General features: G+C 53.6%; 22 protein-coding genes. 6 read left to right on the forward strand and 16 right to left on the reverse strand.

The features are described from left to right. Positions 1 to 16 precede the first annotated feature (16 nt). From JQC75_RS10100 to yceD, 11 genes are all read right to left on the reverse strand, one after another. Positions 17 to 892 (reverse strand): NAD(P)-dependent oxidoreductase, encoded by an 876-nt coding sequence (locus JQC75_RS10100; RefSeq protein WP_203323997.1) that lies wholly within the window; start codon positions 890 to 892, stop codon positions 17 to 19. 24 nt (positions 893 to 916) lie between these two features. Beyond that, positions 917 to 2,455, reverse strand: a complete 1,539-nt coding sequence (locus JQC75_RS10105) for an FGGY-family carbohydrate kinase (protein WP_203323998.1) — start codon at positions 2,453 to 2,455, stop codon at positions 917 to 919. A gap of 89 nt (positions 2,456 to 2,544) precedes the next feature. After that, positions 2,545 to 3,024, reverse strand: a complete 480-nt coding sequence (locus tag JQC75_RS10110; protein ID WP_203323999.1) for an acyl-CoA thioesterase — start codon at positions 3,022 to 3,024, stop codon at positions 2,545 to 2,547. A gap of 131 nt (positions 3,025 to 3,155) precedes the next feature. Next, positions 3,156 to 4,394, reverse strand: coding sequence for a beta-ketoacyl-ACP synthase II (fabF, locus tag JQC75_RS10115; RefSeq protein WP_203324000.1), 1,239 nt, complete (start codon positions 4,392 to 4,394; stop codon positions 3,156 to 3,158). A gap of 162 nt (positions 4,395 to 4,556) precedes the next feature. Next, positions 4,557 to 4,790 carry an acyl carrier protein gene (gene acpP / locus JQC75_RS10120; RefSeq protein ID WP_011760092.1) on the reverse strand — a complete coding sequence of 78 codons (234 nt, stop codon included), beginning with the start codon at positions 4,788 to 4,790 and terminating at the stop codon, positions 4,557 to 4,559. Positions 4,791 to 4,948: 158 nt separating this feature from the next. Continuing rightward, on the reverse strand, positions 4,949 to 5,695 hold the full coding sequence (gene fabG, locus JQC75_RS10125; RefSeq protein ID WP_203324001.1) for a 3-oxoacyl-ACP reductase FabG: 747 nt from the start codon (positions 5,693 to 5,695) through the stop codon (positions 4,949 to 4,951). A gap of 11 nt (positions 5,696 to 5,706) precedes the next feature. After that, positions 5,707 to 6,633 carry an ACP S-malonyltransferase gene (fabD, locus tag JQC75_RS10130; protein ID WP_203324002.1) on the reverse strand — a complete coding sequence of 309 codons (927 nt, stop codon included), beginning with the start codon at positions 6,631 to 6,633 and terminating at the stop codon, positions 5,707 to 5,709. A gap of 57 nt (positions 6,634 to 6,690) precedes the next feature. Next, positions 6,691 to 7,650: a beta-ketoacyl-ACP synthase III gene (locus JQC75_RS10135; RefSeq protein ID WP_203324003.1), complete on the reverse strand. Its 960-nt coding sequence runs from the start codon at positions 7,648 to 7,650 to the stop codon at positions 6,691 to 6,693. Positions 7,651 to 7,664: 14 nt separating this feature from the next. After that, positions 7,665 to 8,693 carry a phosphate acyltransferase PlsX gene (gene plsX / locus JQC75_RS10140; protein ID WP_203324004.1) on the reverse strand — a complete coding sequence of 343 codons (1,029 nt, stop codon included), beginning with the start codon at positions 8,691 to 8,693 and terminating at the stop codon, positions 7,665 to 7,667. A 14-nt stretch (positions 8,694 to 8,707) separates the two neighbouring features. Next, a complete protein-coding gene (gene rpmF / locus JQC75_RS10145; RefSeq protein WP_011760097.1) occupies positions 8,708 to 8,878 on the reverse strand; it encodes a 50S ribosomal protein L32 in 171 nt (56 codons plus the stop codon). Positions 8,879 to 8,894: 16 nt separating this feature from the next. Next, entirely contained in the window at positions 8,895 to 9,419 is a 525-nt protein-coding gene (yceD, locus tag JQC75_RS10150) for a 23S rRNA accumulation protein YceD (protein ID WP_203324005.1), read from the reverse strand. Positions 9,420 to 9,800: 381 nt separating this feature from the next. Here yceD and JQC75_RS10155 point away from each other — a divergent pair, with 381 nt between their 5' ends. Both JQC75_RS10155 and JQC75_RS10160 read left to right on the forward strand, forming a co-directional pair. Next, positions 9,801 to 10,409, forward strand: coding sequence for a Maf family protein (locus JQC75_RS10155; protein ID WP_203324006.1), 609 nt, complete (start codon positions 9,801 to 9,803; stop codon positions 10,407 to 10,409). A gap of 298 nt (positions 10,410 to 10,707) precedes the next feature. Then, positions 10,708 to 11,580, forward strand: a complete 873-nt coding sequence (locus JQC75_RS10160; RefSeq protein ID WP_203324007.1) for a PAS domain-containing protein — start codon at positions 10,708 to 10,710, stop codon at positions 11,578 to 11,580. Between the two features lie 433 nt (positions 11,581 to 12,013). On the opposite strand, the gene JQC75_RS10165 is transcribed toward JQC75_RS10160, so the two are convergent. Together JQC75_RS10165 and rluC are read right to left on the reverse strand one after the other, a co-directional pair. Continuing rightward, positions 12,014 to 12,661, reverse strand: coding sequence for an HAD-IA family hydrolase (locus JQC75_RS10165; RefSeq protein ID WP_203324008.1), 648 nt, complete (start codon positions 12,659 to 12,661; stop codon positions 12,014 to 12,016). Beyond that, positions 12,661 to 13,623 carry a 23S rRNA pseudouridine(955/2504/2580) synthase RluC gene (gene rluC, locus JQC75_RS10170; RefSeq protein WP_203324009.1) on the reverse strand — a complete coding sequence of 321 codons (963 nt, stop codon included), beginning with the start codon at positions 13,621 to 13,623 and terminating at the stop codon, positions 12,661 to 12,663. The genes JQC75_RS10165 and rluC overlap by 1 nt, the downstream gene beginning before the upstream one ends. Positions 13,624 to 14,217: 594 nt before the next feature. Between rluC and rne the strand changes: the two genes are divergently transcribed. Both rne and JQC75_RS10180 read left to right on the forward strand, forming a co-directional pair. Further along, positions 14,218 to 17,586 (forward strand): ribonuclease E, encoded by a 3,369-nt coding sequence (gene rne, locus JQC75_RS10175; protein WP_203324010.1) that lies wholly within the window; start codon positions 14,218 to 14,220, stop codon positions 17,584 to 17,586. A gap of 181 nt (positions 17,587 to 17,767) precedes the next feature. Further along, complete coding sequence (locus JQC75_RS10180) at positions 17,768 to 19,324, forward strand: SulP family inorganic anion transporter (protein ID WP_203324011.1); 1,557 nt, start codon at positions 17,768 to 17,770, stop codon at positions 19,322 to 19,324. An 82-nt stretch (positions 19,325 to 19,406) separates the two neighbouring features. On the opposite strand, the gene JQC75_RS10185 is transcribed toward JQC75_RS10180, so the two are convergent. Then, entirely contained in the window at positions 19,407 to 20,339 is a 933-nt protein-coding gene (locus tag JQC75_RS10185) for a bifunctional methionine sulfoxide reductase B/A protein (protein ID WP_203324012.1), read from the reverse strand. A gap of 179 nt (positions 20,340 to 20,518) precedes the next feature. Between JQC75_RS10185 and JQC75_RS10190 the strand changes: the two genes are divergently transcribed. Beyond that, the gene (locus tag JQC75_RS10190; RefSeq protein ID WP_203324013.1) at positions 20,519 to 21,358 is read left to right on the forward strand and encodes an isopenicillin N synthase family dioxygenase; all 840 of its coding nucleotides are present in this window, start codon (positions 20,519 to 20,521) and stop codon (positions 21,356 to 21,358) included. Between the two features lie 99 nt (positions 21,359 to 21,457). Continuing rightward, the gene (gene ylqF / locus JQC75_RS10195; RefSeq protein ID WP_203324014.1) at positions 21,458 to 22,402 is read left to right on the forward strand and encodes a ribosome biogenesis GTPase YlqF; all 945 of its coding nucleotides are present in this window, start codon (positions 21,458 to 21,460) and stop codon (positions 22,400 to 22,402) included. Between the two features lie 89 nt (positions 22,403 to 22,491). On the opposite strand, the gene JQC75_RS10200 is transcribed toward ylqF, so the two are convergent. Both JQC75_RS10200 and JQC75_RS10205 read right to left on the reverse strand, forming a co-directional pair. Further along, entirely contained in the window at positions 22,492 to 22,971 is a 480-nt protein-coding gene (locus JQC75_RS10200) for a low molecular weight protein-tyrosine-phosphatase (RefSeq protein WP_203324015.1), read from the reverse strand. 33 nt (positions 22,972 to 23,004) lie between these two features. Beyond that, on the reverse strand, positions 23,005 to 24,018 hold the full coding sequence (locus JQC75_RS10205; protein WP_239001992.1) for a DNA ligase: 1,014 nt from the start codon (positions 24,016 to 24,018) through the stop codon (positions 23,005 to 23,007). Positions 24,019 to 24,338: the final 320 nt, after the last annotated feature.

Below are 24,338 nucleotides of genomic sequence, written 5' to 3' on the forward strand. Positions count from 1 at the left end.
TGGATTAAACCTCGATTTATTTTCGGCTTTTTTCCAGCCTCGCCATCAGGCTTGAGGTATCCCAGCGGTTGCCACCCATGCCCTGCACTTCTGAGTAGAACTGATCCACCAGGGCCGTCAGCGGCAGATGTGAGCCATTGCGGCGGGCTTCTTCAAGGGCAATACCCAAATCTTTGCGCATCCAGTCAATGGCAAAGCCAAAGTTGTACTCGCCAGCCCACATGGACTTGTAGCGGTTTTCCATCTGCCAGCTTTGGGCGGCCCCTTTGCTGATGACTTCAACCACTTTTTCGCCATCAAGGCCGGCGCTGCGGGCAAAATGCAGTGCTTCGGCAAGCCCCTGCACCACACCGGCGATACAAATTTGGTTCACCATCTTGGTGAGCTGACCGGCACCAGTTTCGCCCAGCCGCTCGGCGCAGCGGGCATAGCTCATGATGACGTCTTTTACCTGATTAAACACAGCTTCGTCACCGCCTGCCATCACAGTCAGTACGCCGTTTTCGGCGCCAGCCTGGCCACCTGATACGGGCGCATCAATAAAGCCGAAACCTTGAGCGCTCAGTGCTGCACCAATCTCACGGGCGATGTCAGCAGAAGCCGTAGTGTGGTCAACCAGCACGGCACCGGCCTTAAGGCCGTGGATGACACCGTCATCACCGAGCACAACCAGGTGCAAATCTTTATCGTTGCCCACGCAGGTAAATACGATGTCCTGATCCTCAGCCGCGAGCTTTGGTGTCGCCGCCATGGCGCCGCCAAACTGCTTCACCCAGGCTTCAGCCTTGGCGGTTGTGCGGTTATACACAGTCACCTGGTGACCGGCCTTAACCAAATGTCCGGCCATGGGATATCCCATCACCCCCAGTCCGAGAAATGCCACTTTTGCCATTGTTCTTCCTTTCGTGTCTCGCGCTCAGCGTGTTTTGAATAATGATTTTACTGCCGGGTACAGGCGTTGATGTCGCTTCGACAATTGCAGATAGCGCGCGACATTGGCGGGCTCAGGCTCAAAACGACCGGCCGATTTTGCCATATTTTGCCTGGCGCTGGCGAGGTTTGGATAGTCGCCCATGGCAACGGCGGCGCACATGGCCGCGCCCAAGCCTGAGCCTTCCCGCACGGTTAAACGCTCTGTGGGGCAATTAAAGATATCGGCGGCAAGCTGCATCACCAGATCCGACTGGCTGCCACCGCCGCTCACCCTAATAACTTTTATCGGCATTCCCGCCTTTGCCACGAGCCGCCTGCTACCGCGCTCAAGGGTCATGAGCACCCCTTCAATCAAGGCACGGTAGAGGTGAGCCCGGGTGTGCTCCGGACGAAAACCTGCCACTATGCCGCTGGCTTCGGGGCCGGGGTAAATTACCCCCTGGGCCCAATAGGGGCAAAGCATTAACCCATCTGCACCGGCAGGGATGTCGGCGATAGCTTTCATCACATAGGCTTCAGGACTGAGCCCCAAGGCTTTGGCCTCCGCTTTATCGCTGGCACCAAATTCATCCAGCGCCCACGACAGTAACCAAAAACCGCGCTCAAGCTGCACCTCGGGCATAAAACTACCCGATTCGAGCCCCGGGAAAGCCGGCGCATAGCGAAACACTTCAAAATACCGCTTAGAGCCCAATGTCACTGTCGCGGCGCTGCCAAGGCTCAATGAGAGCACGCCGGACTCGCCAGCCCCATTGGCATAGGCTTCACAGGCCTTGTCCGCCCCGGCACTGACCAGCGCGGTGCTAGGCTTAAGGCCGGTAAGCTCGGCAAAACCTTCTGTGATAGTGCCGATGTGCCTTGCAGCATCAATGAGTGGCAGCATCTGCGATGGTCTGCAACCAAGGGCTTGCCAACGCCAGCTGCTGGGCGAGGCAAAGGTGTGCTTTCGGTAGTCAAAGGGCAGATAGGCCACCTGAGACGCGGTCGAGTCCTGCAATGTTCCGCCCAAGCGGCTCAGCAGATAACCACTCAGGAGACCAATTTTGTCAGAACTATCAACTTTGCCGGGAGAAAGCTCACGGATCAGATTAACTTTGGCGGCCCGGCGCAAATACTCGATGCGCCCTGTCATACCGCTTACCCAAAAGCCGAGCCGATAAAACCAGCTCATAGGCGACAGCATCCCTTCCACCATGCGTCTGTCAGACCACATAAACACATCCGATTTGGCCTTGCCGCGATTATCCATCAGCAGGGTGCAGGCCCTTTGGGTGCTGAGGGTGACGGCAACAATTTGCTCTGGACTCAAGCCGTGTTCAGCAAAGAGCTTGCGACAGGCAACCACCAATTGGCCGTAGCAGTAATCACCGTCCTGCACTGCGGCTTTAGCGCCCTGCCCGGTTTTACAGTTCTCATTGGGAACAGACGCTGAGGCAATGGAATTACCACAACGGTCAAACACCAGAGCGCGGGTGCTTTGGGTACCATAATCAAGGGCGAGGTAATAGGCGGTTTGAGACATAAGTGCTGTGCCCTTTTGCGGGCATATGGTTGATTTTATGAGTGGCCTGAACGCGAGCGTTCGTACTCAGGCCACGAGACAGGCAAACTTCAGGGCGTAACGTGAGCCGCCATTTCGGTACCGATTTTCTTACGCATTTCCATTAGCCTTATCGCCGATTCGCGAAGCGCCTTATCTTCTTCACTTTGTGGGATCCACTCAGGCACAGGTGTTGGGTTACCGGCATCATCCACCGCCACCATGATCACAATGCAGTGAGTCGTAAGCTGACGCTCAGAGACCTTGGGGTCCCCTGCCCGCACATCAATCCCTATGTGCATTGAGCTGTTGCCGGTGTATATCACCTTGGCGCTGACCTCAACAATATTGCCCACATGGATGGGTTTGACGAAGCGAATGCCACCGGCGTAGGCCGTAATGCAATATTTGCCGCTCCACCCTGCGGCGCAGGCGTAAGCGGCAAGGTCAATCCACTTCATCACGGCGCCGCCGTGAACCTTACCACCGAAATTTACATCGGCTGGCTCTGCGAGAAAACGTAAGGTCAGGTGCCTGTCTTGTCCGGCCATTGTGTAACCCTATCTTGTTAAAGTGATTTAAGCTTACGCCAAAAGCGTGAGCGCGTGAATGCACCCGGAAAAAGAAAAGGCGCCAGAACAAATAGTCATGGCGCCTTAATCGGGCAGTCAAAGTACCCGGGTCACATCTTTTTCAGCAGCAATGAGCCGTTGGTACCACCAAAGCCGAACGAGTTACACAGGGCATACTCGAAGCTGGTCTGACGGGCTTCGTGGGGCACGAAATCGAGATCGCAGCCTTCATCCGGGTTATCCAGGTTGATGGTAGGCGGTACGGCACCGTCTTTGAGCGCCAGAATGGTGAAAATGGCTTCAACTGCACCGGCAGCGCCAAGCAGGTGGCCTGTCATCGACTTGGTGGAGCTCACCATCAGCTTGTAGGCGTGATCACCAAATACCGACTTCACCGCAGCCGCTTCGGCCTTGTCGCCGGCAGGTGTCGAGGTGCCGTGGGCATTGATGTAGCCAATGGACTCCAGCGCCAGACCACTGTCTTTCAGGGCGTTGGTCATGGCAAGCGCCGCACCGGCGCCATCTTCCGGGGGTGACGTCATGTGGAAAGCATCACCACTCATACCAAAACCAACCAGTTCGGCGTAAATCTTGGCGCCACGGGCCTTGGCATGCTCGTACTCTTCCATCACCAGCACACCGGCGCCGTCACCAATTACAAAGCCATCTCGGTCACGATCCCATGGGCGGCTGGCCGCTTGTGGGTCGTCGTTACGGGTCGACAGTGCCTTGGCGGCGTTGAAACCACCCACTCCCAGCGGACAGGTCACGTCTTCGGCACCACCGGCAACCATCACGTCTGCATCACCGTAAGCGATGGTACGTGCGGCAAAACCGATATTGTGCACGCCTGTGGTACAGGCGGTGGTCACGGCGAAGTTGGGGCCGCGCATGCCGTACATGATAGAGAGGTGGCCGGCAATCATGTTGATGATGGTGCTGGGTACGAAGAAGGGAGAAATCTTACGTGGGCCACCGGCCATGAGCGCCGAATGCCCTGCTTCAATCAGCCACATACCGCCCATACCGGCACCGATTGCTGTACCGACGCGGGTGGGATCTTCTTTGTCCATCTCCAGACCCGAATCACGGAGAGCCTGAATACCAGCGGCCATGCCGTACTGGATAAAGAGGTCCATCTTACGGGCATCTTTTTTGGACAGATATTGCTCAACGTCAAAATCTTTTACCGACGCGCTGAAGCGGGTCGCAAATTCACTGGCGTCAAATTTGGTGATGGGAGCCACACCACTCTGACCGGCGAGCAGCGCCTTCCAGGTGGAATCAACATCATTACCGACCGGGGTTACCAGTCCCAGACCGGTTATCACTACGCGACGTTTTGTCACAGGAGTCACCTTTTATAACTGTATTTGAGGCCGTAAAGCCCAAATTGCGCCGGATTGTGCCTGATAGCAACGAAAATGAAGGCTGGTACAACCAGCGGGAAATTCCGGCGCCCAAACAAAAACAGGCGGCCTAATTAGCCGCCTGTTTTCTGGAATTCAGTATTACTGATTCTTGGAAACGTAGTCGATCGCTGCCTGAACAGTGGTGATCTTCTCAGCTTCTTCATCAGGGATCTCGGTGTCAAACTCTTCTTCCAGAGCCATTACCAACTCAACAGTGTCCAGAGAATCGGCACCCAGATCGTCTACGAAAGAGGCAGATGGTTTAACGTCTTCTTCTTTAACGCCCAGTTGCTCAACGATGATTTTCTTTACACGTTCTTCGATGTTGCTCATTAGTTTTCTTTCCTATTCAAATTACGCACTTGCGTAAGATTGCGAGTAGTTTATTCGATCTGGCTGACATTGCAAGTCCCGATTTTGTGGTCTAACCACAAAACCAAATCTTATCAGCAGCTAACTACCCAAACGCGACAGTTCCCTGCCATTCGCCCTTAAACCATGTACATTCCGCCGTTTACATGCAGGGTTTCACCCGTGATGTAAGCGGCGGCGTCCGAGGCCAAGAATAGGACAGCATTGGCAATTTCCTGCGCCTGTCCCAATCTTTCCATCGGCACCTGCGACATGATGCCTTGCTGCTGCTCAGGCGTCAGCTCGTCGGTCATGTCAGTCTGGATAAATCCAGGAGCAATAGCATTAACCGTAATTTGACGAGATGCAACCTCTCTGGCGAGAGATTTTGTAAATCCAATCAAACCGGCTTTTGCTGCTGAGTAGTTTACCTGACCGGCGTTGCCCATGGTGCCAACCACTGAACCAATGTTGATAATGCGGCCATGACGCTTTTTCATCATGCTGCGCATTACCGGCTTGGACAGACGGTACAGCGACGTGAGGTTGGTATCGATGATCTCTTCCCACTCTTCGTCTTTCATACGCATCAGCAGGTTGTCACGGGTAATACCGGCATTGTTGACCAGAATATCAACATCCCCTGCTTTTTCTTTGATCGCGGTAAACATTTCGGCAACGGATTCGCTGCTGGTGACATTAAGTACCAGACCAAACCCCTTGTCGCCCAGGTAATCAGAAATGGCTTGTGCGCCCTTTTCACTGGTGGCAGTACCCACTACAGTGGCGCCGGCATCGGCCAGCGTCAGGGCAATGGCTTTACCAATACCGCGACTGGCACCGGTAACCAGGGCTATCTTGCCGGTCAGATCCAAAGATACAGACATGGAAAACTCCTTTATTCGGTCAGCGCAGCAAAGCTTGCTACGTCGTTAACCGCTTGTGCAGAAACAGATTTGTTAATGCGCTTGGCCAGACCGGTCAACACTTTACCGGGACCGCACTCAACCAGATGGGTGATACCCTCAGCGGCCATGGCTTCCACAGTTTCGGTCCAGCGCACCGGGCAATACAGCTGACGCACGAGGGCATCACGGATGGCGTTTATATCACTTGGCGCCTGAACATCCACGTTATTGATAACCGGAATGGCAGGTGCGCTGAATTCGATTGCGGCCAGGGCTTCGGCGAGCTTATCGGCTGCGCCTTTCATCAAACTGCAGTGGGATGGCACGCTGACTGGCAGCGCCACCGCCATCTTGGCACCGGCGGCCTTACAGGCGGCAGCGGCGCGCTCAACGGCGTCTTTGTTACCGGCAATCACCACCTGGCCTGGGCTGTTGAAGTTAACCGGGCTCACTACTTCGCCTTCGGCAGACTCTTCACAGGCCTTGGCGATGGCGTCGTTATCCAGGCCAATGATGGCGTACATGGCGCCAGTGCCTTCCGGTACCGCGGCCTGCATCAGTTGACCACGAAGCTCGACCAGCTTTACGGCATCAGCAAATTGAATCACACCGGCGCATACCAGCGCTGAGTATTCACCCAGGCTGTGCCCTGCGAGCACCGCAGGCTGCGGCTTGCCGCTGGCCTGATAGGCACGCCAAATCGCGACGCTGGCGGTCAGCAGTGCAGGTTGGGTCTTCTGGGTTTGATTAAGCTGCTCGGCGGGGCCATCCTGCACCAGCGCCCACAGGTCATAGCCAAGCGCGGCACTCGCCTCAGCAAAAGTTTCAGTTACCACAGGAAACTCGGCAGCGAGATCGGCCAACATGCCCACGGCCTGCGAGCCCTGCCCTGGAAATACAAAGGCAAATTTATCCATTGTTATTAAACCTTTTTGAGTAAAAGCGTAAAAAGCCTAGCAGAATTCCGCAGGGAATTAGAAGCGCACCAGCGCACTGCCCCAGGCAAAACCGGCGCCAAAGGCCTCAAGCAATAAGAGTTGTCCGCGCTGAATACGGCCATCACGCACCGCTTCATCCAGTGCAATCGGCACAGAGGCCGCTGACGTATTGCCGTGCTTGGCCAGTGTCAGCACCACTTTATCCAAGCTCATATCGAGCTTCTTGGCGGTGGCGTTGATAATACGGAAATTCGCCTGATGGGGAACCAGCCAGTCAATGTCTGACTTCTGCACATTATTGAGGCGCAGGGTTTCTTCCACGACGTGGGACAGCTGAGTCACGGCAACTTTGAATACGTCGTTGCCCTTCATCTGCATAAAGCCCACGGCTTCTGAAGACTCACCCGTACGTGGCGGGAAAGCACATTTCAGCAGATCGCCCTGACGGCCATCGGCGTAAATATGGGTATTGATGATGCCCGGCTCGTCACTGGCGCCGACTACTGCAGCGCCGGCGCCATCGCCAAACAGAATAATGGTGGTACGGTCTTCAGGCTCACACAGGCGAGACAGCACATCGGCACCTATGACCAGCACCTTTTTGGCGGCGCCGGTTTTTACGAACTGATCGGCAACCGACAGCGCATAAACGAAACCCGAGCAGGCAGCCGCCACATCGAAAGCGGGAATAGTGTGCACACCCAAGAGTGCCTGAATTTCACAGGCGGCAGCCGGAAACGCATTGGCCGCACTGGTGGTGCCGCAGATGATCATATCCAGCTCTTCAGCCGCAATCCCAGCCATTTCAAGGGCTTTCAAAGCGGCCTGATAACCCATGGTAGACACTGTCTCGTCCATGGCCGCGATGCGGCGTTCCGAAATGCCTGTGCGTTCAACAATCCACTGGTCACTGGTTTCCACCATTTTTTCCAGATCGAGATTGCTACGCACCTGAGCCGGCAGGTAGCTGCCAGTTCCAAGAATTTTTGTATGCATAGTTTAAGGAGAAATCAGCTATTGATATCTAAAAGAATCGACTCGAGACGATCTTTAATCATCTCTGGCAGTCGACGTTTAGCCTCGGTGTAGGCAAGACTAATTGCTTGTATATAGGCGTGTTCGTCTGCATTACCGTGGCTTTTCACTACTACTGCGCGCAATCCTAACAGACTTGCTCCGTTATAGTGGTCGGGGTTCATCTGGTTGAGTACTTTCTGAATGCGGGGCGCGAGCAGTCGCGCGAGTAATCGAACCATAAAGCCTTTGGCCAGGCCTTGTTTTAATTGATGAACCAGCAGTCTGGCAATGCCTTCTGAGGTTTTGAGTGTGATGTTGCCCACAAAGCCGTCACAAACGATGACATCCACTTTTCCACTGTAGATTTCATCGCCTTCAATAAAGCCGGCGTAGTTGAGCTGAGGGGTGTGAAGCAGTAATTGTGCAGCTTGCTGCACATCGCCGTTGCCCTTGCATTCTTCGATGCCCACATTCAGCAGCGCGACCTTGGGCTTGGCGACCTTATCAATCGCCTCGCTGAGCACTGAGCCCATCACCGCAAATTGAAACAGGGTATCGTAGTCGCACTGAATGTTGGCCCCGAGATCCAACAAATAAACGGGTTTGCCATTAATTGCAGGTAAGCTGCTGACCAAAGCGGGCCTATCGACACCGGGCAGCATTTTCAGCAACACCTTGGCCATGGCCATCAGCGCGCCGGTATTGCCTGCACTGACACAACCATCAGCTTTACCATCACGGACCTGTTCAATAGCCAGTCGCATGGAGCTGTTTTTCGCGTGTCTGAGCGCAGTTGCGGGCTTATCGTCCATACGCACCACTTCTGTGGTATGCACAAGGGTTATCCTGCTGCGGACGTCTGTCTCGGCAGAGGAAAGATACGGGGCGATTTGAGTCTCGTCACCGACGAGCAGGAGGGAGAGCTTTGGGTGTAGTCTAAGTGCCTGCAGAGCAGCAGGCACCGTGACTTGGGGGCCGTGATCGCCCCCCATCGCATCTAACGCAAGCGTCAGATTCGTCATAGGAAGGCCAACAATTACTTGTTGATAACCTTCTTACCACGGTAGTAACCATCAGCGGTCACGTTGTGACGCAGATGCAGTTCACCGCTGGTAGCGTCTACTGACAGCTGAGCAGTGCTCAGAGCGTCATGTGAACGGCGCATACCGCGCTTTGAACGAGATTTTTTGTTCTGTTGTACAGCCATTTGTCTGTCTCCTGGATTACTTGCTCTTCAGTTTTTCTAACACTGCAAACGGATTTGGACGCTCCTCTTGAGCGGCTTCAATCTCGCCTACGACTATGTCCTGGGAACCCAGGTTGCAATCAATATTTTGATGCGCCGGGATCAGGGGCATTGCCAAAATCAACTCGTCTTCGACCAGTTGCTGCAGACGTATCTCGCCAATTTCATCGCACTCAATAGGGTCATACGCATCCGGGAGCTCATCGATTTCCGCCTCTGTCCTGCAAGGACTGAAGCAAAAGTCGACCGTAACCTCAGTGGTATAAAGTGCCATGCAACGTTGACATAACAGAGTGAGCTCCGTCACAGCCGTCCCTTTCAGGTAGACTATCCCCTGTAAATCAACACCACATTCCAACGACACTGTCACATCGGAACAGTCGCCGGCTGTCAATTCTCTCAATCGTTTTAACACCTTGCCCGGCACAATCCCCTGAAAACTCAGGCGATTTGACGCGGCACGGATCGGATCGATAGAAACCGGTATCTTTACTGTTTGCATAAGGCGCGCATATTATAGCTTCAACACGCCGGAGTCAAAGGAATTTTAGCCCAAATGCCCTGTGTGGGATCTGGCATCAGCTCCTGCTCCGGCAATGAAATTGACCGAGGCAAAATTCTACCCAAGCACCCTCGGGCACACAAGCGCCGGTCGCCTAAAATAAAAGCGATTGTTGTCCCGTATTGAAAATACCTCGAGACTTGCCAATCGGCTACTGGCCCGGGACAATGCCGCTGTCGGAATAATTAATCCTGAATCGGACAAACCAATCCCCTCGAATCATAGCTCATGGTTATGAGTTGAGTGTTCCGCTCCCATCATGGCTCTGAATACAGGACGAGTAGTGGTTATCAAACTAAAGACTAAAAAGGCCCACAATCAATGCGACCGTTAATCCTTGCCTCCACCTCACCTTTTCGGGCTGCACTGCTGGAAAAACTGGGGTTGCCCTTTCAGGCAATGGCTCCTCACACCGATGAGACGCCACTCCCCGGTGAATCCGCCATCGCCCTCACCGAGAGGCTTGCCATTGCCAAGGCCAGAGCCCTGGCAAGCGACGTGCCAGCCAACGCGCTCATTATTGGCTCCGATCAGGTTGCAGTGGTGGATGGCCATATCGTTGGTAAACCCCTCAGTGAAGAAAACGCTGTCCGCCAACTCAAAGCGCAGCGCGGAAAAAGCATCGTTTTCTACACTGCACTCGCCCTGCACGATGTTGAAAACGACAGCACCCTGTCCCTGGTTGAACCTTTTACCGTGCACTTTCGTGATCTCAGCGATGATGAAATTGTACAATACGTTAAAAAGGAGCAGCCCCTGTGGTGTGCCGGTAGCTTCAAATCTGAGGGGTTGGGTATTTGCCTGTTTGAACGGCTCGAAGGACGCGATCCCAATACCCTGGTTGGCCTGCCCCTGATTGCCTTGGTGGACTTACTCAAGCAGTCCGGGCTTTGTGTGCTTACCGGGCCTGAGCGAACTTGCCCTGCCTGAGCTTCATAAGCGACTTTAACGTCACCCCAATTTTAGATACAGCGCATTAGGGTAAAGGCCGTGGCATTTCTTATGTCACAGCTTTTACCTTTTCTTACATAAACGGCATTATCACATTCGCTACCCAACCCGCCCGCTGCAGATACATCAGCTGAGACATCCGCAATCAACAGAATGACAAAATTCAGCATCCATACCCTCTATTCGCTATTGTCACACCGCTATTGATTGTGCAACATGGCATTAACAGCACGATACTTCAGCGATGGCACGGATGCCCAGATGGATACGGAGCACCATGACAGATATTGAAGAGGCTTTGGCGCTGCTTGCCGCCCCCTGCACAGATGAGCGCTTTTTTCAGCGAGCACTGAAAGCACTGGCTCTGGTGACCCAATGCCGCTGGGCGGCGTTCGGCCAATTGTCACAAGACAGACAAACAGTAAACATTCTGTGGCTGTGCGATGGTAAGCAGGTGAAACCCGGTTTTACCTTCCCTCTGCATGGCAGTCCCTGTGAAAACCTGTATAAGCAGCAAAATGGTACCCACCTTTTGGTGGCTCGCGAGCTGCAAAAAGCATTTCCCACATTTTCGCTGATCCGCGATATCGGCGCCCAGAGCTATCAAGCAGAGCTTATATTGGATGAGCGAGGCATAGCTCTCGGTCATATCCTGGTGATGGATACTTTAGCGCAGGAAGAGAACACCAAATCACGGGAGTTTTTCCGTTTGCTGGCGCAGCGCATTGGTATTGAATATCACCGTCTGCTGGTATCCCGGCAGTTGAACCTGCACAAAGAAATGATAAGGGCTACCCGGCACATGATGTCGTTTGTAGACCATGACTACCGCTATCGCATCGTTTCTCAGGGCTACGAAGCCACCTTTGGGCTCAATGTCAGTGAAATAGAGGGGAAAACCGTTGCAGAGCTCCATGGCGAGGACGCTTTTCAAATTCACATCAAACCACTTCTGGACCGTGCCTTGCGGGGAGAAACACTACACACTCAGCACTGGATTTACCCGCCTTCGCCTCTCTCCCCCATGTTTCTCAGTGTTCATCACAATCCTTATATTGCAGAAAACAACGAGATTACCGGCGTGATTATTTCCGCCCACGATATCACTGCGCTGCGAAGGGCCGAAACTGATACAGCCAGTGAGCGATAACAGTGTCCGCGAGGCAGCCCCACCAGGATGCCATCATTGCGGCACTCATCAGTGCTGACGTCGCGACGGCAAATAGCTACATTTTTCCTTACTGGATTAACTTAATGGGACAGCGCAATGAATGAGGCTTGGCGACAGACAACTCGCCACAAATGCCATCGGAATTGTCACGGGGAAGACGACGGAGCGCTTGCACCAGGGGCGCGGTTAGAACAGGGCCTTGAATCAAAAACGGATGCCGAAGTGACCTATCGGGCGATTAGAAAGTATTTCAGGACGAGGCAAGCGGCCATGGCGACGAGGGGCGAGCATAACGTTTGCATGTATCCCGTTGCCAGCCTGAAAGTTCCGATAGCCTGACGGGAGAGATAACCTAAAAAGCAGCCAAGGGCTCTGCCGATAGCAAACTACTGCCATCGGCCGAACAAGCCTGTCAGCGAAGATGGTGCAATATTTCCAACGGATGAGACACCACTGCCAGCGGCGCAACACCAAGCAGTGTGTCCCTGTCGTGGGTGCCGTAATCCACCCCAATGGCAGCCACACCTGCGTTGTTTGCCATTTGCAAATCAAACGCCGAGTCGCCAATCATAACGGCACGTTCGGGACGAACACCCAGTTCCGCCAGCAACTCTTGCAACATCTGCGGATGGGGTTTGCTCTGGGTTTCATCGGCGCAGCGGGATGCGTGGAAAAAATCGCCAAGGCGGGTCTCGTCCAAAATGCGGTTTAATCCTTCCCTGCCCTTACCTGTGGCAATAGCGAGTTTTCGTGAAGCCCCTTGCAATGACGTCAAGAGCTCAGGCACTCCTTCAAATAATGGGCTCGGGGTGGCATTAAAAATCTGGTAATGCGCTTTGTACCTGTTTATCCAACCGGCTCGAGTCAATTCGGTTTCGTCGGGAAACAAAGCGCGCATGGCTTCCGGCATCGACAAACCAATCACATCACGGACGGCTTTTTCACTGGGTACGGCGATGGCAAGCTCTCGGGCAAGCGCCTGCATGCAATCGACAATCTTGCTGATGGAGTCCATCAGGGTGCCGTCCCAGTCAAAGATAATCAGATCAAATCGTTGCATCAGCCTTTTTTCTCCAGCGCATCGAGCACTGCGGTCAAATCGGCGTCCAGTGGTGCCTGAACCGTCATCTGTGTTTCAGACTCTGGATGGGTAAAGGTCAATTGCGCCGCATGCAAAAACAAACGCTGTAATCCTTTGGCCCGCATGGCGTCATCAAATTTTTGTTCGCTGTATTTATCATCACAGGCTATGGGATGGCCCTGATACTGGCAATGCACCCGAATTTGGTGGGTGCGACCAGTTACCGGGCTGGCTTCGACCAGGCTTGCCTCGTCAAACCGGCGCAGCACCCGGAAACGGGTTTCACTGGGTTTGCCTTCACTGTTCACCCGAACAATACGTTCTCCGGACTTGAGCGTGATCTTAAGCAGCGGCGCTTTCACCACCCTGTCATGCTCCTGCCACTGGCCGCGCACCAGTGCCTGATACACCTTCTGCATCTGCTTATTTCTGAGCTGATCGTGCAAATGACGCAGCGCCATCCGCTTTTTGGCAATCAGCAACACACCGCTGGTGTCGCGATCGAGGCGATGTACCAATTCCAGAAACTTACAGGTAGGCCTTAGGGTTCTGAGCGATTCAATTACGCCATAATCCACACCGCTGCCGCCGTGCACAGCAATCCCGGCCGGTTTGTTCAGCACGATAATCTGCTTATCTTCAAACAGGATGCGTTCTTCGAGCTGCGCCACGCGGTTCAGGTTGGCGGAAGGCGCTGTACGGTAATCTTTTTCCGCTACACGCACAGGCGGCACCCGCACCTCATCTCCGGCAGCCAACTTATATTCGGGCTTAATCCGCTTCTTGTTGACCCTCACTTCGCCTTTACGGACGATGCGGTAGATCATGCTTTTAGGTACGCCTTTAAGTTTGGCGAGCAGGAAATTATCAATGCGCTGACCCGCACCGTCTTCATCGATGCTGATCAGTTGAACCTGGGTTGGTGTTGTTTCTTTATTCATGGCAAAACATCTGGTGAAAACGATGCGCATTGTACAACAATCTCAACTTGAATGTGGCTTTACATTGCCGAAAATTTTGATTGTTGCTATATTCCATTCGCGGACGGGGATTAACAGTGGATAAAGTGTTCACAAAACCATCGTCCGTTCGGTGTTCCCACCGGAGTAAAATTGAAGGTTGAAGGATCGCAATTCATTGAGTTGCAAACCTTTGTCAAAGTGAAAGCTGATGTTACGGCAATAATGACAGGTTAAATCCAATATACCGCCACTTTTCTTGGTTTCTTGTGGACAACACCCCCCGAATCGAATTTGTAGACTGAACCCAGTCATCGGATGAATTTTGTCGGTTTGGGCATTCACGGAAGTATTTTAGAGAATTTATGGGGTTGGTTGACGTTTAACAACGAATTCCTTGTTTTTGTATTTATTGAAAAATAAGCCATAAATCGGAAGCGACACGCAGAGATTGCGTCTTACAGCAATGCGCTGAACCATGCCTGATAACCTGCCGTGAGGCACTGTAAACAGAGATCAGGCCCGGAATGCACCGACTTTTCTCCGGTGACCCATTTAAAGAAGAATGACGTCATCATGAAACGTATGCTAATCAACGCAACTCAATCTGAAGAGTTGCGCGTTGCCCTAGTTGATGGGCAACAACTCTATGATCTGGATATTGAAAGTCCAGGACACGAACAGAAAAAAGCCAACATTTACAAAGGTAAAATTACCCGCGTAGAACCCTCTCTCGAAGCCGCCTTTGTTGATTACGGTGCAGAGCGTCATGGCTTCCTGCCTCTTAAGGAAATTGCCCGCGAATACTTCCCGAAAGGTTATTCCTTCCAGGGCCGCCCCAACATTAAAGAGGTGGTGAGCGAAGGTCAGGAAGTGATTGTTCAGATTGATAAAGAAGAACGTGGTAACAAGGGCGCAGCCCTCACCACCTTTATCAGTCTGGCCGGTTCTTACCTGGTACTGATGCCCAACAACCCTCGCGCCGGCGGCATTTCCCGCCGTATTGAAGGTGATGAGCGTACTGAACTCAAAGAGGCCATGGCCGATTTGGAAGTACCCAACGGTATGGGCCTTATTGTGCGTACCGCCGGTGTGGGTAAAGATGCCGCCGAGCTGCAATGGGACCTCAAAGTCCTGCTGCGCCACTGGGATGCCATCAGAGAAGCCTCCGAGAGCGGCCCTGGTCCAATGCTTATCCATCAGGAAAGCAACGTTATCGTGCGCGCCATTCGCGATTACCTGCGCCGTGACGTAGGTGAAATCCTGATTGACCATCCAAAAATTTATGAGCAGGCCAAGCAGCATATCGCCCTGGTTCGCCCTGACTTCGTTGAGCGCGTGAAGCAGTACAAGGCCGAAGTGCCACTGTTCACCCACTATCAGATTGAGTCGCAAATCGAATCTGCTTTCCAGCGCGAAGTGCGTCTGCCTTCAGGTGGTTCCATCGTTATCGACCCCACCGAAGCCATGACCTCTATCGATATCAACTCTGCCCGTGCAACAAAGGGTGGGGATATTGAAGAAACGGCACTGAACACCAACCTGGAAGCGGCCGATGAAATCGCACGCCAACTGCGTCTGCGTGACCTGGGCGGCTTGATTGTTATCGACTTCATCGATATGACGCCTGTGCGCCATCAGCGTGAAGTGGAAAACCGTCTTCGTGATGCCGTGCATCAGGACCGCGCCCGTGTGCAACTGGGCCGTATCAGCCGTTTTGGTTTGATGGAAATGTCCCGTCAGCGCCTGCGCCCTTCTCTGGAAGAGTCTGCTGCACACATCTGCCCACGCTGCCATGGTCAGGGCACCATCCGCGGCACCGAGTCGCTGGCGCTGTCCATTCTCCGTTTGATGGAAGAAGAAGCCATCAAGGACAATACCTCTCAGGTTGAAGCCATAGTACCTGTGGATGTAGCCGCCTTCCTGCTCAACGAAAAGCGTAAAGCCATTCGTATCATCGAGCAGCGCCACGAGGTTGAAGTGTACGTGATCCCGGATCCGCACATGATGACCCCAGAGTACAAGGTGATTCGTCATCGTCAGGATGATGAAATCGAAGAAGCCAGCTATAAGCGCGTTGAAAAGCCGGAAGCCAAGCTGTACGAGCCACGCAAGCTTGAGCGCGCTCAGGCACCAGAGCCTGTGCTCAAAGGTTTCTCTGCCCCATTGGAGTCAGCGCCTGCTGCTGCGCCCAAGGTAGAAGTCAAACCTGTCAAGGCAGCCAGCGAAGCCAAACCCGGTTTCTTCAGCCGTCTGTTTGCAGCCATAGGTTCGCTCTTTGGCGGTGAAAGCACCGAAACCGAAGAGAAGAAAGCCCCTGCACGCAATGGTCGTCAGCCAAACAGCCGCGGTCGTAACCGTCGTAACGACAACCGTCGTGATGATGGCCGCCAGGAAGGACGCAGTGCCGACAGTCGCCGTGAAGACAGTCGCCGTGAAGACAGTCGCCGTGAAGACAGTGACAAGCGTCGCAGCGATAATAAAGACCGCCGTGGTCGCAATAAGCCAGAGCAGAGCGATGACAAGCTGCTAAACGACAAGAGCGATAAACCACGTGAGGAAAGACCTAAGCGTGAACGTACGCCCAAGCGTGAAAAGCCTGAAGCGGTTGAAACGGCCGATGACGCAGTAGAACCAAAGCAGGAAGCCGTACGCGAACGTCGCCAGCGTCGTAACATGCGCCGTAAAGTGCGTTTGGATGACGGTGCCGCCCAGGAGAATCTGGATTCAGTTAACACATTGGAATCTGCTGAAGACACTGCCGGTGACGCCCCCCAGGTGGCCGCGAAAGAGAAGTCTGACGATAAGCAAACCCGCAGCCGTCGTCAGCCTCGCAAGCCAAAAGTGGAAGAAAAAGCGGCTGAAACTGAACTGGAAGCAACCGACGTTGCACAAAGCAGCGAAGCCGTTGCAGCCACTGATGCTGATACCGCAGTCGCGCCCGTTGCCGAGGTGAGCACAGCTCAAGAAAGCACTGACTTGGATGTCCAGGCCGCTGATGAGGCCCAGGACGAGACTGAAAACGATGATAAGCCACGCCGTGATGGCCGTGATGGACAACGTCGCAGTCGCCGCAGCCCTCGTCACTTGCGTGCAGCCGGCCAGCGCCGCCGCCGCGATGAACAAGAGCAGCAAAATGGCGAGGATACCGCAGAGGACGTCCAAACTGAGCTTGCATTGAATGACACTGCAGCGCCTGCCGGGGTGGTCACTCAGGAGTCAGTGCTGGAACAGGCCGCTGAAACTGCTGACGTGGTTGTCGTTAACGAAGCCCCTAAAGCCGTTGCTGCCGAAGTTGCCAAGCTTGATACCGTTCAGACAGAAGTGATATCGGATGAGGTGGCGAGCCAAAGCAGCGAGCAGGTTTCAGCCCAGGTTGAAGCTGCTGACAAATCGCCTGCAAACGAAGCTGTTTCTGAAGTACAGCAACCTTCTGTAGACGTTGAGGTAAAAGCGCAAGCGCCTGCAGCCGAAACTGCTGAGACCAAAGCGAGCGATGAAACTCAGGCTGCTCCCTTAGCCGCCGAAGCACCGGTTGCAGACACTCAAAAGGTGGTTGCAGAGGCTGTGGTTGAAGCTCCCGTATCGGAAACCGATAGCAAGGCCGAACCAGCCGCTTCGCAGGAAGTGCCAGCCAAAGCCGCCGAGAAAGTAGTTGCCGCAGCGCCCATGACCAAGCCTGAAGCAGTTGTGCCAGCCAAGGCCAAAACCGTTGAAAAAGCCCCAATTGAGGTGGCTCCAGCAGCGGTGCCAGCACAGGCCAAGCGCCCAACTGGCAGCCGGTTCGGTAGCATGGTGAGTTCAGAAATGACCAAGCCGAGCATCGAGGCCCGTGAACAGGTTGCTACGCCCAAAGGACGTGAATACGAAGCTGCCACTGCCGAAAGCAGCACCCCCAAGGTGCAAAGCGCTAACAGCGCCGGCTCTGACATGGCCCGTCCCTAAGCGTTAAAAAGTAAAGAAAAAGCCGCGTAACAACGCGGCTTTTTTATTGGAAGTGTTTCTTAAAATAAAGACTGGGTCCCACTTGAGTCAGTGCGAATTTCGGGTTCTAACCCAGGGTGAAATTTGCTAGACTGCGCGGCTTTATTTGTTAACACCATCACAAACTCGTTTCAGAGGTCTCATGTTTGAGTTAATTCGCCATAAAACCGCCAGCCATAAGGCGGACCTCCTGTCCGGCCTGACCGTGGCACTGGCCCTGGTGCCGGAAGCCGTTGCCTTTGCCTTTGTAGCCGGGGTTGAGCCCATGGTCGGCCTCTACGCCGCCTTTATCATGGGCCTGGTCACAGCCGTGATTGGTGGCAGACCCGGGATGATTTCTGGCGCGACAGGCGCAATGGCCGTTGTGATGGTAGCACTGGTTGCTACTCACGGTGTGCAGTACCTGTTTGCCGCAGTGGTGCTCGCGGGTTTGCTCCAGGTAGCAGCCGGCATATTCAAGCTGGGTAAATTTATCCGGATTGTGCCCTATCCCGTGATGATTGGCTTTGTGAATGGCCTCGCGATAGTGATTTTTCTCGCGCAGCTTGGTCAATTCAAGGTGCCCGGCGACAACGGCGAGCTCACCTGGCTCACCGGTGAGGGACTTTATCTGATGCTGGGTCTGGTGGCGCTTACCATGGCCATCATTCACTTCCTGCCCAAACTCACCACAGCCATCCCCTCGTCTCTGGCGGCCATCCTCACGGTAACAGGTCTGGTGGTATTTTTTGAGCTGGATACACGCACAGTCGTGGATTTTCTCAAAACCATGAGTGGCGATGACAATGCCACCATCGCAGGAACCTTACCCACGTTTGCGATCCCCGAAGTGCCCTTCACCTGGGAAACCTTGCAAATCATCCTGCCCTACTCGGTTATTCTGGCCGCTGTCGGCCTGATTGAGTCGCTGCTGACCCTGACAGTGCTCGATGAAATGACTGGCACCCGTGGCCGCGGCAACAAAGAATGTGTCGGACAGGGTGTGGGTAACATCACCAGTGGCTTTTTCGGTGCCATGGGCGGCTGCGCCATGATCGGTCAGTCGATGATTAACATCAATTCCGGCGGCCGTGGTCGCCTGTCGGGTATCACCGCAGCACTGGCGCTGCTGGCCTTTATTCTGTTCGGCGCTGCCTTTATCGAAATCATCCCGCTGGCTGCATTGGTCGGTGTGATGTTTATGGTGGTACTTGGCACCTTTGAGTGGGCAAGCTTCAAGGTGATGCGCAAAGTGCCAAAGCACGATGCCTTTGTGATTGTGCTGGTGACGACCGTGACCGTGTTTACCGACCTCGCGGTGGCGGTATTTGTGGGTGTGATTGTCTCTGCGCTGGTATTTGCCTGGGAACACGCCAAGCACATCAGCGCGCGCACTGTGATCAATGCCAACGGCAGCAAGGTATATCAGCTAACAGGCCCGCTGTTCTTTGGCTCAGTGTCTCACTTCCTTGAGCTTTTCGATGCTGCCAACGATCCCAAAGATGTTATCGTTGATTTTGGCCAGTCCAGAGTGGCCGACCACTCTGCTTTGGATGCCATAGATACCCTGGCCGAGCGTTACAATGCCCAGGGCAAGACACTGCATCTGGTACACCTCAGCGAAGACTGTAAAGCACTCCTCGCAAAGGCCGGCGATCTGGTGGAAGTAAACCTGATGGAAGACCCCCACTATCGGGTGGCAGACGATAAACTGGATTAAAGTATTAACTTAATTAAAAAAGCGGCCCGATGGCCGCTTTTTTTATGACTGACACTGCTCAAAATGCACAGAGGGACTGCACTCAGGCTTTCAACAGTGAGGCAAAGGCCTTTTTGAATTTGTCGACCTTGGGTTTTACCACCAGGGCGCAGTACCTTTGCTCACCGTTACGGGCAAAGTAATCGTGGTGGTAATCTTCAGCGGCATAGAACGCATCAAAGGCCACCACTTCGGTCACTATGGGGTATTCGAAAGCCTCCGCCTCAGTCAATGCGTCTATCGCCTTTGCAGCGGATTCTGCCTGCGCTTCGTTATGGGCAAATATCACCGAGCGATACTGGGTACCCACATCGTTGCCCTGGCGGTTAAGGGTGGTGGGATCGTGGCTTTGAAAGAACACCTCCAGCAGGGTCTCAAAGCTCACCAAATCTGGCTGATACTCGATATGCACCACTTCTGCATGGCCTGTATCACCGTCGCACACTCTCTTGTAATTGGCATCCGCCGCAGTGCCACCGGCGTAGCCGGGTTTGACGCTGACAACGCCTTTCAACGCCAAAAAGATGGCTTCAACACACCAAAAACAGCCTGCGCCAAAGGTAGCAAAGGCATTGGCTGTCTGTTGCTTATCGCCCATGGTATCGTTTCCCTGCTCTGTTTCATCACGGCTTTTAAACACCATGGACACCGAGTTAACGCAGTGACGCAGGTTTTTCTCGGTGAGGTATTCACCTTCAAATACATGGCCCAAGTGACCGCCACAGGCCGCGCACACTATTTCCACCCTGCGGCCATCGGCGTCCATATGCCTTGCCACAGCGCCTGGAATCTCGTCATCAAATGCAGGCCAGCCGCAATGGGCATGAAACTTGTGCTCGGATAGGTACAGCGGCGCATCGCATTTCTTACAACAATACACGCCCTGGGCAGTATGCAGATAATACTCGCCACTGAAGGGACGCTCGGTGCCCTTCTCTTCAATTACGTAACGTTCAAATTCGTTCAGCGTTCTCATTGCAACTCCAACAGCTAAAGAGACTCATTCTGAGCTGACCCGGGTTTTCAGCCTTATATTGCACCGAACTTGCGGCCCCGTACTTTTTTACGGCAAAGCGAATACAGAATTTGCACTCAGCAACGCCCCCGACTAGACTCTCGCCCGGGGTTAAACCAACAACAAAAAGAAAACATAACATGAAATTGGAAACTATTGATTACCGCTCGCCCGACGCGGCAGCACAATTCGTTCAATCATTGCGGGATACCGGCTTTGGCGTGTTGTCAAACCATCCCATCCAGCAGTCTTTGGTCGAAGCCATTTACAAAGATTGGTACGAATTCTTCCAGAGTGATGCCAAGGAAGATTTCCGTTTCAATCCAGAAACTCAGGATGGTTTTTTCCCGGCTGACGTGTCAGAAACCGCCAAAGGCCACAGCGTAAAAGACATCAAAGAGTACTACCACGTTTACCCTTGGGGCCGTATTCCTGACAGTCTGAGAGCCAACATTCTGGCCTACTATGACCACGCCAATCAGCTGGCTGCCGAATTGCTGTCCTGGGTGGAGGCTCACAGCCCGGATGAGGTGAAGGCTCTCTTTACCGAGCCACTGCCTAAAATGATCGATGGCAGCCACAAAACCCTGCTGCGGGTATTGCACTACCCGCCCATGAAGGGCGACGAGGAGCCAGGGGCCATCCGCGCCGCTGCCCACGAAGACATCAACCTGCTCACCGTGTTGCCCGCGGCCAATGAACCCGGGCTGCAGGTCAAGGCCAAAGATGGTAGCTGGCTGGATGTTCCTTCAGATTTCGGCAACATTATCATCAACATCGGCGATATGTTGCAGGAAGCATCCGGTGGTTACTTCCCATCCACCTCTCATAGGGTTATCAATCCTGAAGGCATGGACAAAACCAAGTCGCGGATTTCCCTGCCGCTGTTCCTGCACCCTCGCCCCGATGTAGTACTGTCAGAGCGTTATACCGCCGACAGCTATCTGATGGAGCGCCTGCGGGAGCTTGGCGTAATCTGATGAAGACCAAAAAGCGTCCCAAGGGACGCTTTTTTTGTGCCTGATGGCGTATACGGGTAGAATATGCGCCCCAAGACAGAGGTAAACAGGATTTAAACAATGGCGATTCAATGGTATCCGGGACACATGCACAAGGCGCAGAAGGAAATTGCCGAAGCGATGCCCCAGGTCGATTTGGTAATAGAGGTGCTGGATGCACGCATTCCCTATTCCAGCGAAAACCCCATGGTTACCAAACTTCGCGGTGACAAGCCCTGTATTAAGCTGTTGAACAAATGCGATCTCGCCGATCCTGTTATCACCGAAGCCTGGATAGCACACCTTGAAAAAGAACAAGGGGTGAAAGCCATGGCCGTCACCACGTTGCAGCCCGGTCATCTGAAAACCGTCATTCCTGAGCTTGTGCGTAAACTGGTTCCCGACCGTGACCGCGCCGATAAAGACATACGCACCATGATCATGGGGATCCCCAACGTCGGTAAGTCCACCATTATCAACACGCTCGCGGGACGGGTCATTGCCAAAACCGGTAACGAGCCTGCGGTCACCAAGGCCCAGCAGCGCATTAACCTCAAAAACGGGATTGTGCTGTCGGATACCCCCGGCATTCTGTGGCCCAAGGTGGATAACGAGGCAAGCAGCTATCGTTTGGCTGTAACCGGTGCCATTAAAGACACCGCCATGGAATATGAAGAAGTCGCGCTCTTTGCTGCCGCGTTTTTCCGTGACACTTATCCTGCCGAGCTGAAAGACAGATATAAGCTCGATGAACTGTCCAATGACGATGTCGCGCTGCTGGAAGACATTGGCCGCAAACGGGGGGCGCTGCGAAGTGGAGGTTATGTGGACTTACACAAAGCCGCTGAGTTGCTGCTGCACGAATTCAGAAGCGGAAAGCTCGGGCTGCTGAGTTTGGAAACCCCGGCAATGGCGGAAATCGAAAAGGCCGAAGTGGAACGCATCCTCGCGGAAAAAGAAGCCCTGCGTCAAGAGAAGCTGGCTGCCGAAAAGCTTCGCCGCTCAGGTAAACGCCACAATAACTGAGCAATATGCTTTGGCCGGTGAGCAAGTGTTTGCGACCAGTTCCACTACAATATGCTTAATGAGTTTAAAGAGGGCCTTATGGCCCTCTTTTATTTGGTTTTCATCGCCTTAATGGCAGCTATCAAGGCATCACTGCTTTGTTCCAGTAAGTCCAGCACCCGTTCAAACCCCGCATGTCCGCCATAATAAGGGTCTGGTACTTCTTCGGCCCCAGTGTCACCAAAGCTTAATATGAGTTTCAGCTTGTGCCTATGTTCAGCCGGGCAGCGGCGCTTAAGCTCAGCCAGGTTATCCTTGTCTGCGGCAAGTATGAGGTCAAAGCGCGTGAAATCGCTGTCCAGCACCTGTCTTGCCCGCATCCCGGAGAAGTCATAACCCCGCGCTTCACCCGCCCTGATTGAACGGCCATCGGGTGCTTTTCCCTGGTGGTAACCAATGGTACCGGCAGAATCTACCTCCATATTCAGTCCGGCCCTGCTGGCACGCTGCCGAAACACAGCTTCGGCACTGGGAGAGCGGCATATATTGCCCATACACACAAATAAAATCGAAGCGGGTGCACTGTTCATGTTTATTTTCATCTCGTCAGGTCGCCGTAAAACTCATTCTTTCGGGCGAACACGTAAAAAACGCGCCCCCTTGGGGAGGCCTTTTTCAGTCAGCCCATGATATTGAAAAGTCACCCAATCGCCAATGGCAGGTGGATGACGGCGATTGTCGAGGCTAAAACCTGTGCCCAGCAAAAACTCACGGCCATCGGCAAGTCGCAACCGGAGCGACCCCATCATGCCCTCAAATTGACCTTTCCCCGGACGATAGCCAATGACCTGTCCTTCAGCGTCACTCAGCGGTTTGAGTTTGATGAGCAGCGGATTACGGCCATCGATATAAACGGCATCTTCCCGGTGCAGCATCAGCCCCTCAGCGCCTTGTTCGGTAAGAGTGTTGAAGTGCACATCGAGTGCATCAAGTCGCTGGAATCGCTTTTGCTCCACCAGCACCACGGGCGGGCCCAGTCCCGATAGTCGGCCCTGCAACCATGCGTAGCGCTGTGCAAATCCCAAACCTACCTTTGGGGTGTCAAACACCATAAAATGCACCCGATGCCACTCGTCTTCTCGTCCATGGGAACGCACAAGTCCACTGAGCCACTCAAAACTGCCTCTGCCCGCCCAAAGCTCGCCATCGAGTAACAGGTCCACAGGCAAGTTCTCAATAAACCAGTCAGGTGCTGGAATCAAATTCCCTGAGCGGGTTATCAGGGTTTTACCGGTCCAGCGGGCTCTGACACCATCGAGTTTTTCGCTGACAAGATAGCGTGGTAATTCGGCTTCTGAGGGCAAAGGTTTGCTGGATGCCAGCTGCAGTGGCCCCGCCAGGGGATCCACACTCTCTGGCTGATTTACACTGCTTGACGCATTTAAGGTCGTGGGGGGTGTCATCAACGTCAACGGTGTCGCTGTAACTGGCGACAACAACGCCATCGAAAGGTATGGCAACAGCAACAAAACGCGACAGAAATGATGCGGCATCCATGGACCAATACCGCCTGTTAGGCCATCTTTCCCTGAATAGACCCGGTGGGAAGTACCATAGGACTTGAGCCTGTGTTTCATCGCAGCCTCCCTGCGCGATAAGCATACACACCCTTAAGTTATAGTCTATTTGCCGCCCGCCCTTCACTCCTCCCAACCTGAAGACTGACTCCTGCTGCAAAAGACCCCAGCACATCAAGGCTACGACATAGACACGCTCCACCATGGCCGACTGTCTTTATCACAATGGCTGCATTATACTGGCGGCTTTTTATGGCCTGCCGCGAATTTGCTGAACTTTCTGTTTGTTGAACTTCTGTTTGTTGAACTTTCAGTTTGCTGAACTTTCAGAATAAAGGCGTTGCTCTTAGGCCATGTTTGAGCCCGACAATTGGGCTTGG

The sequence above is a fragment of the Shewanella litorisediminis genome, assembly GCF_016834455.1.
In the GTDB taxonomy this organism is placed as follows: domain Bacteria; phylum Pseudomonadota; class Gammaproteobacteria; order Enterobacterales; family Shewanellaceae; genus Shewanella; species Shewanella litorisediminis.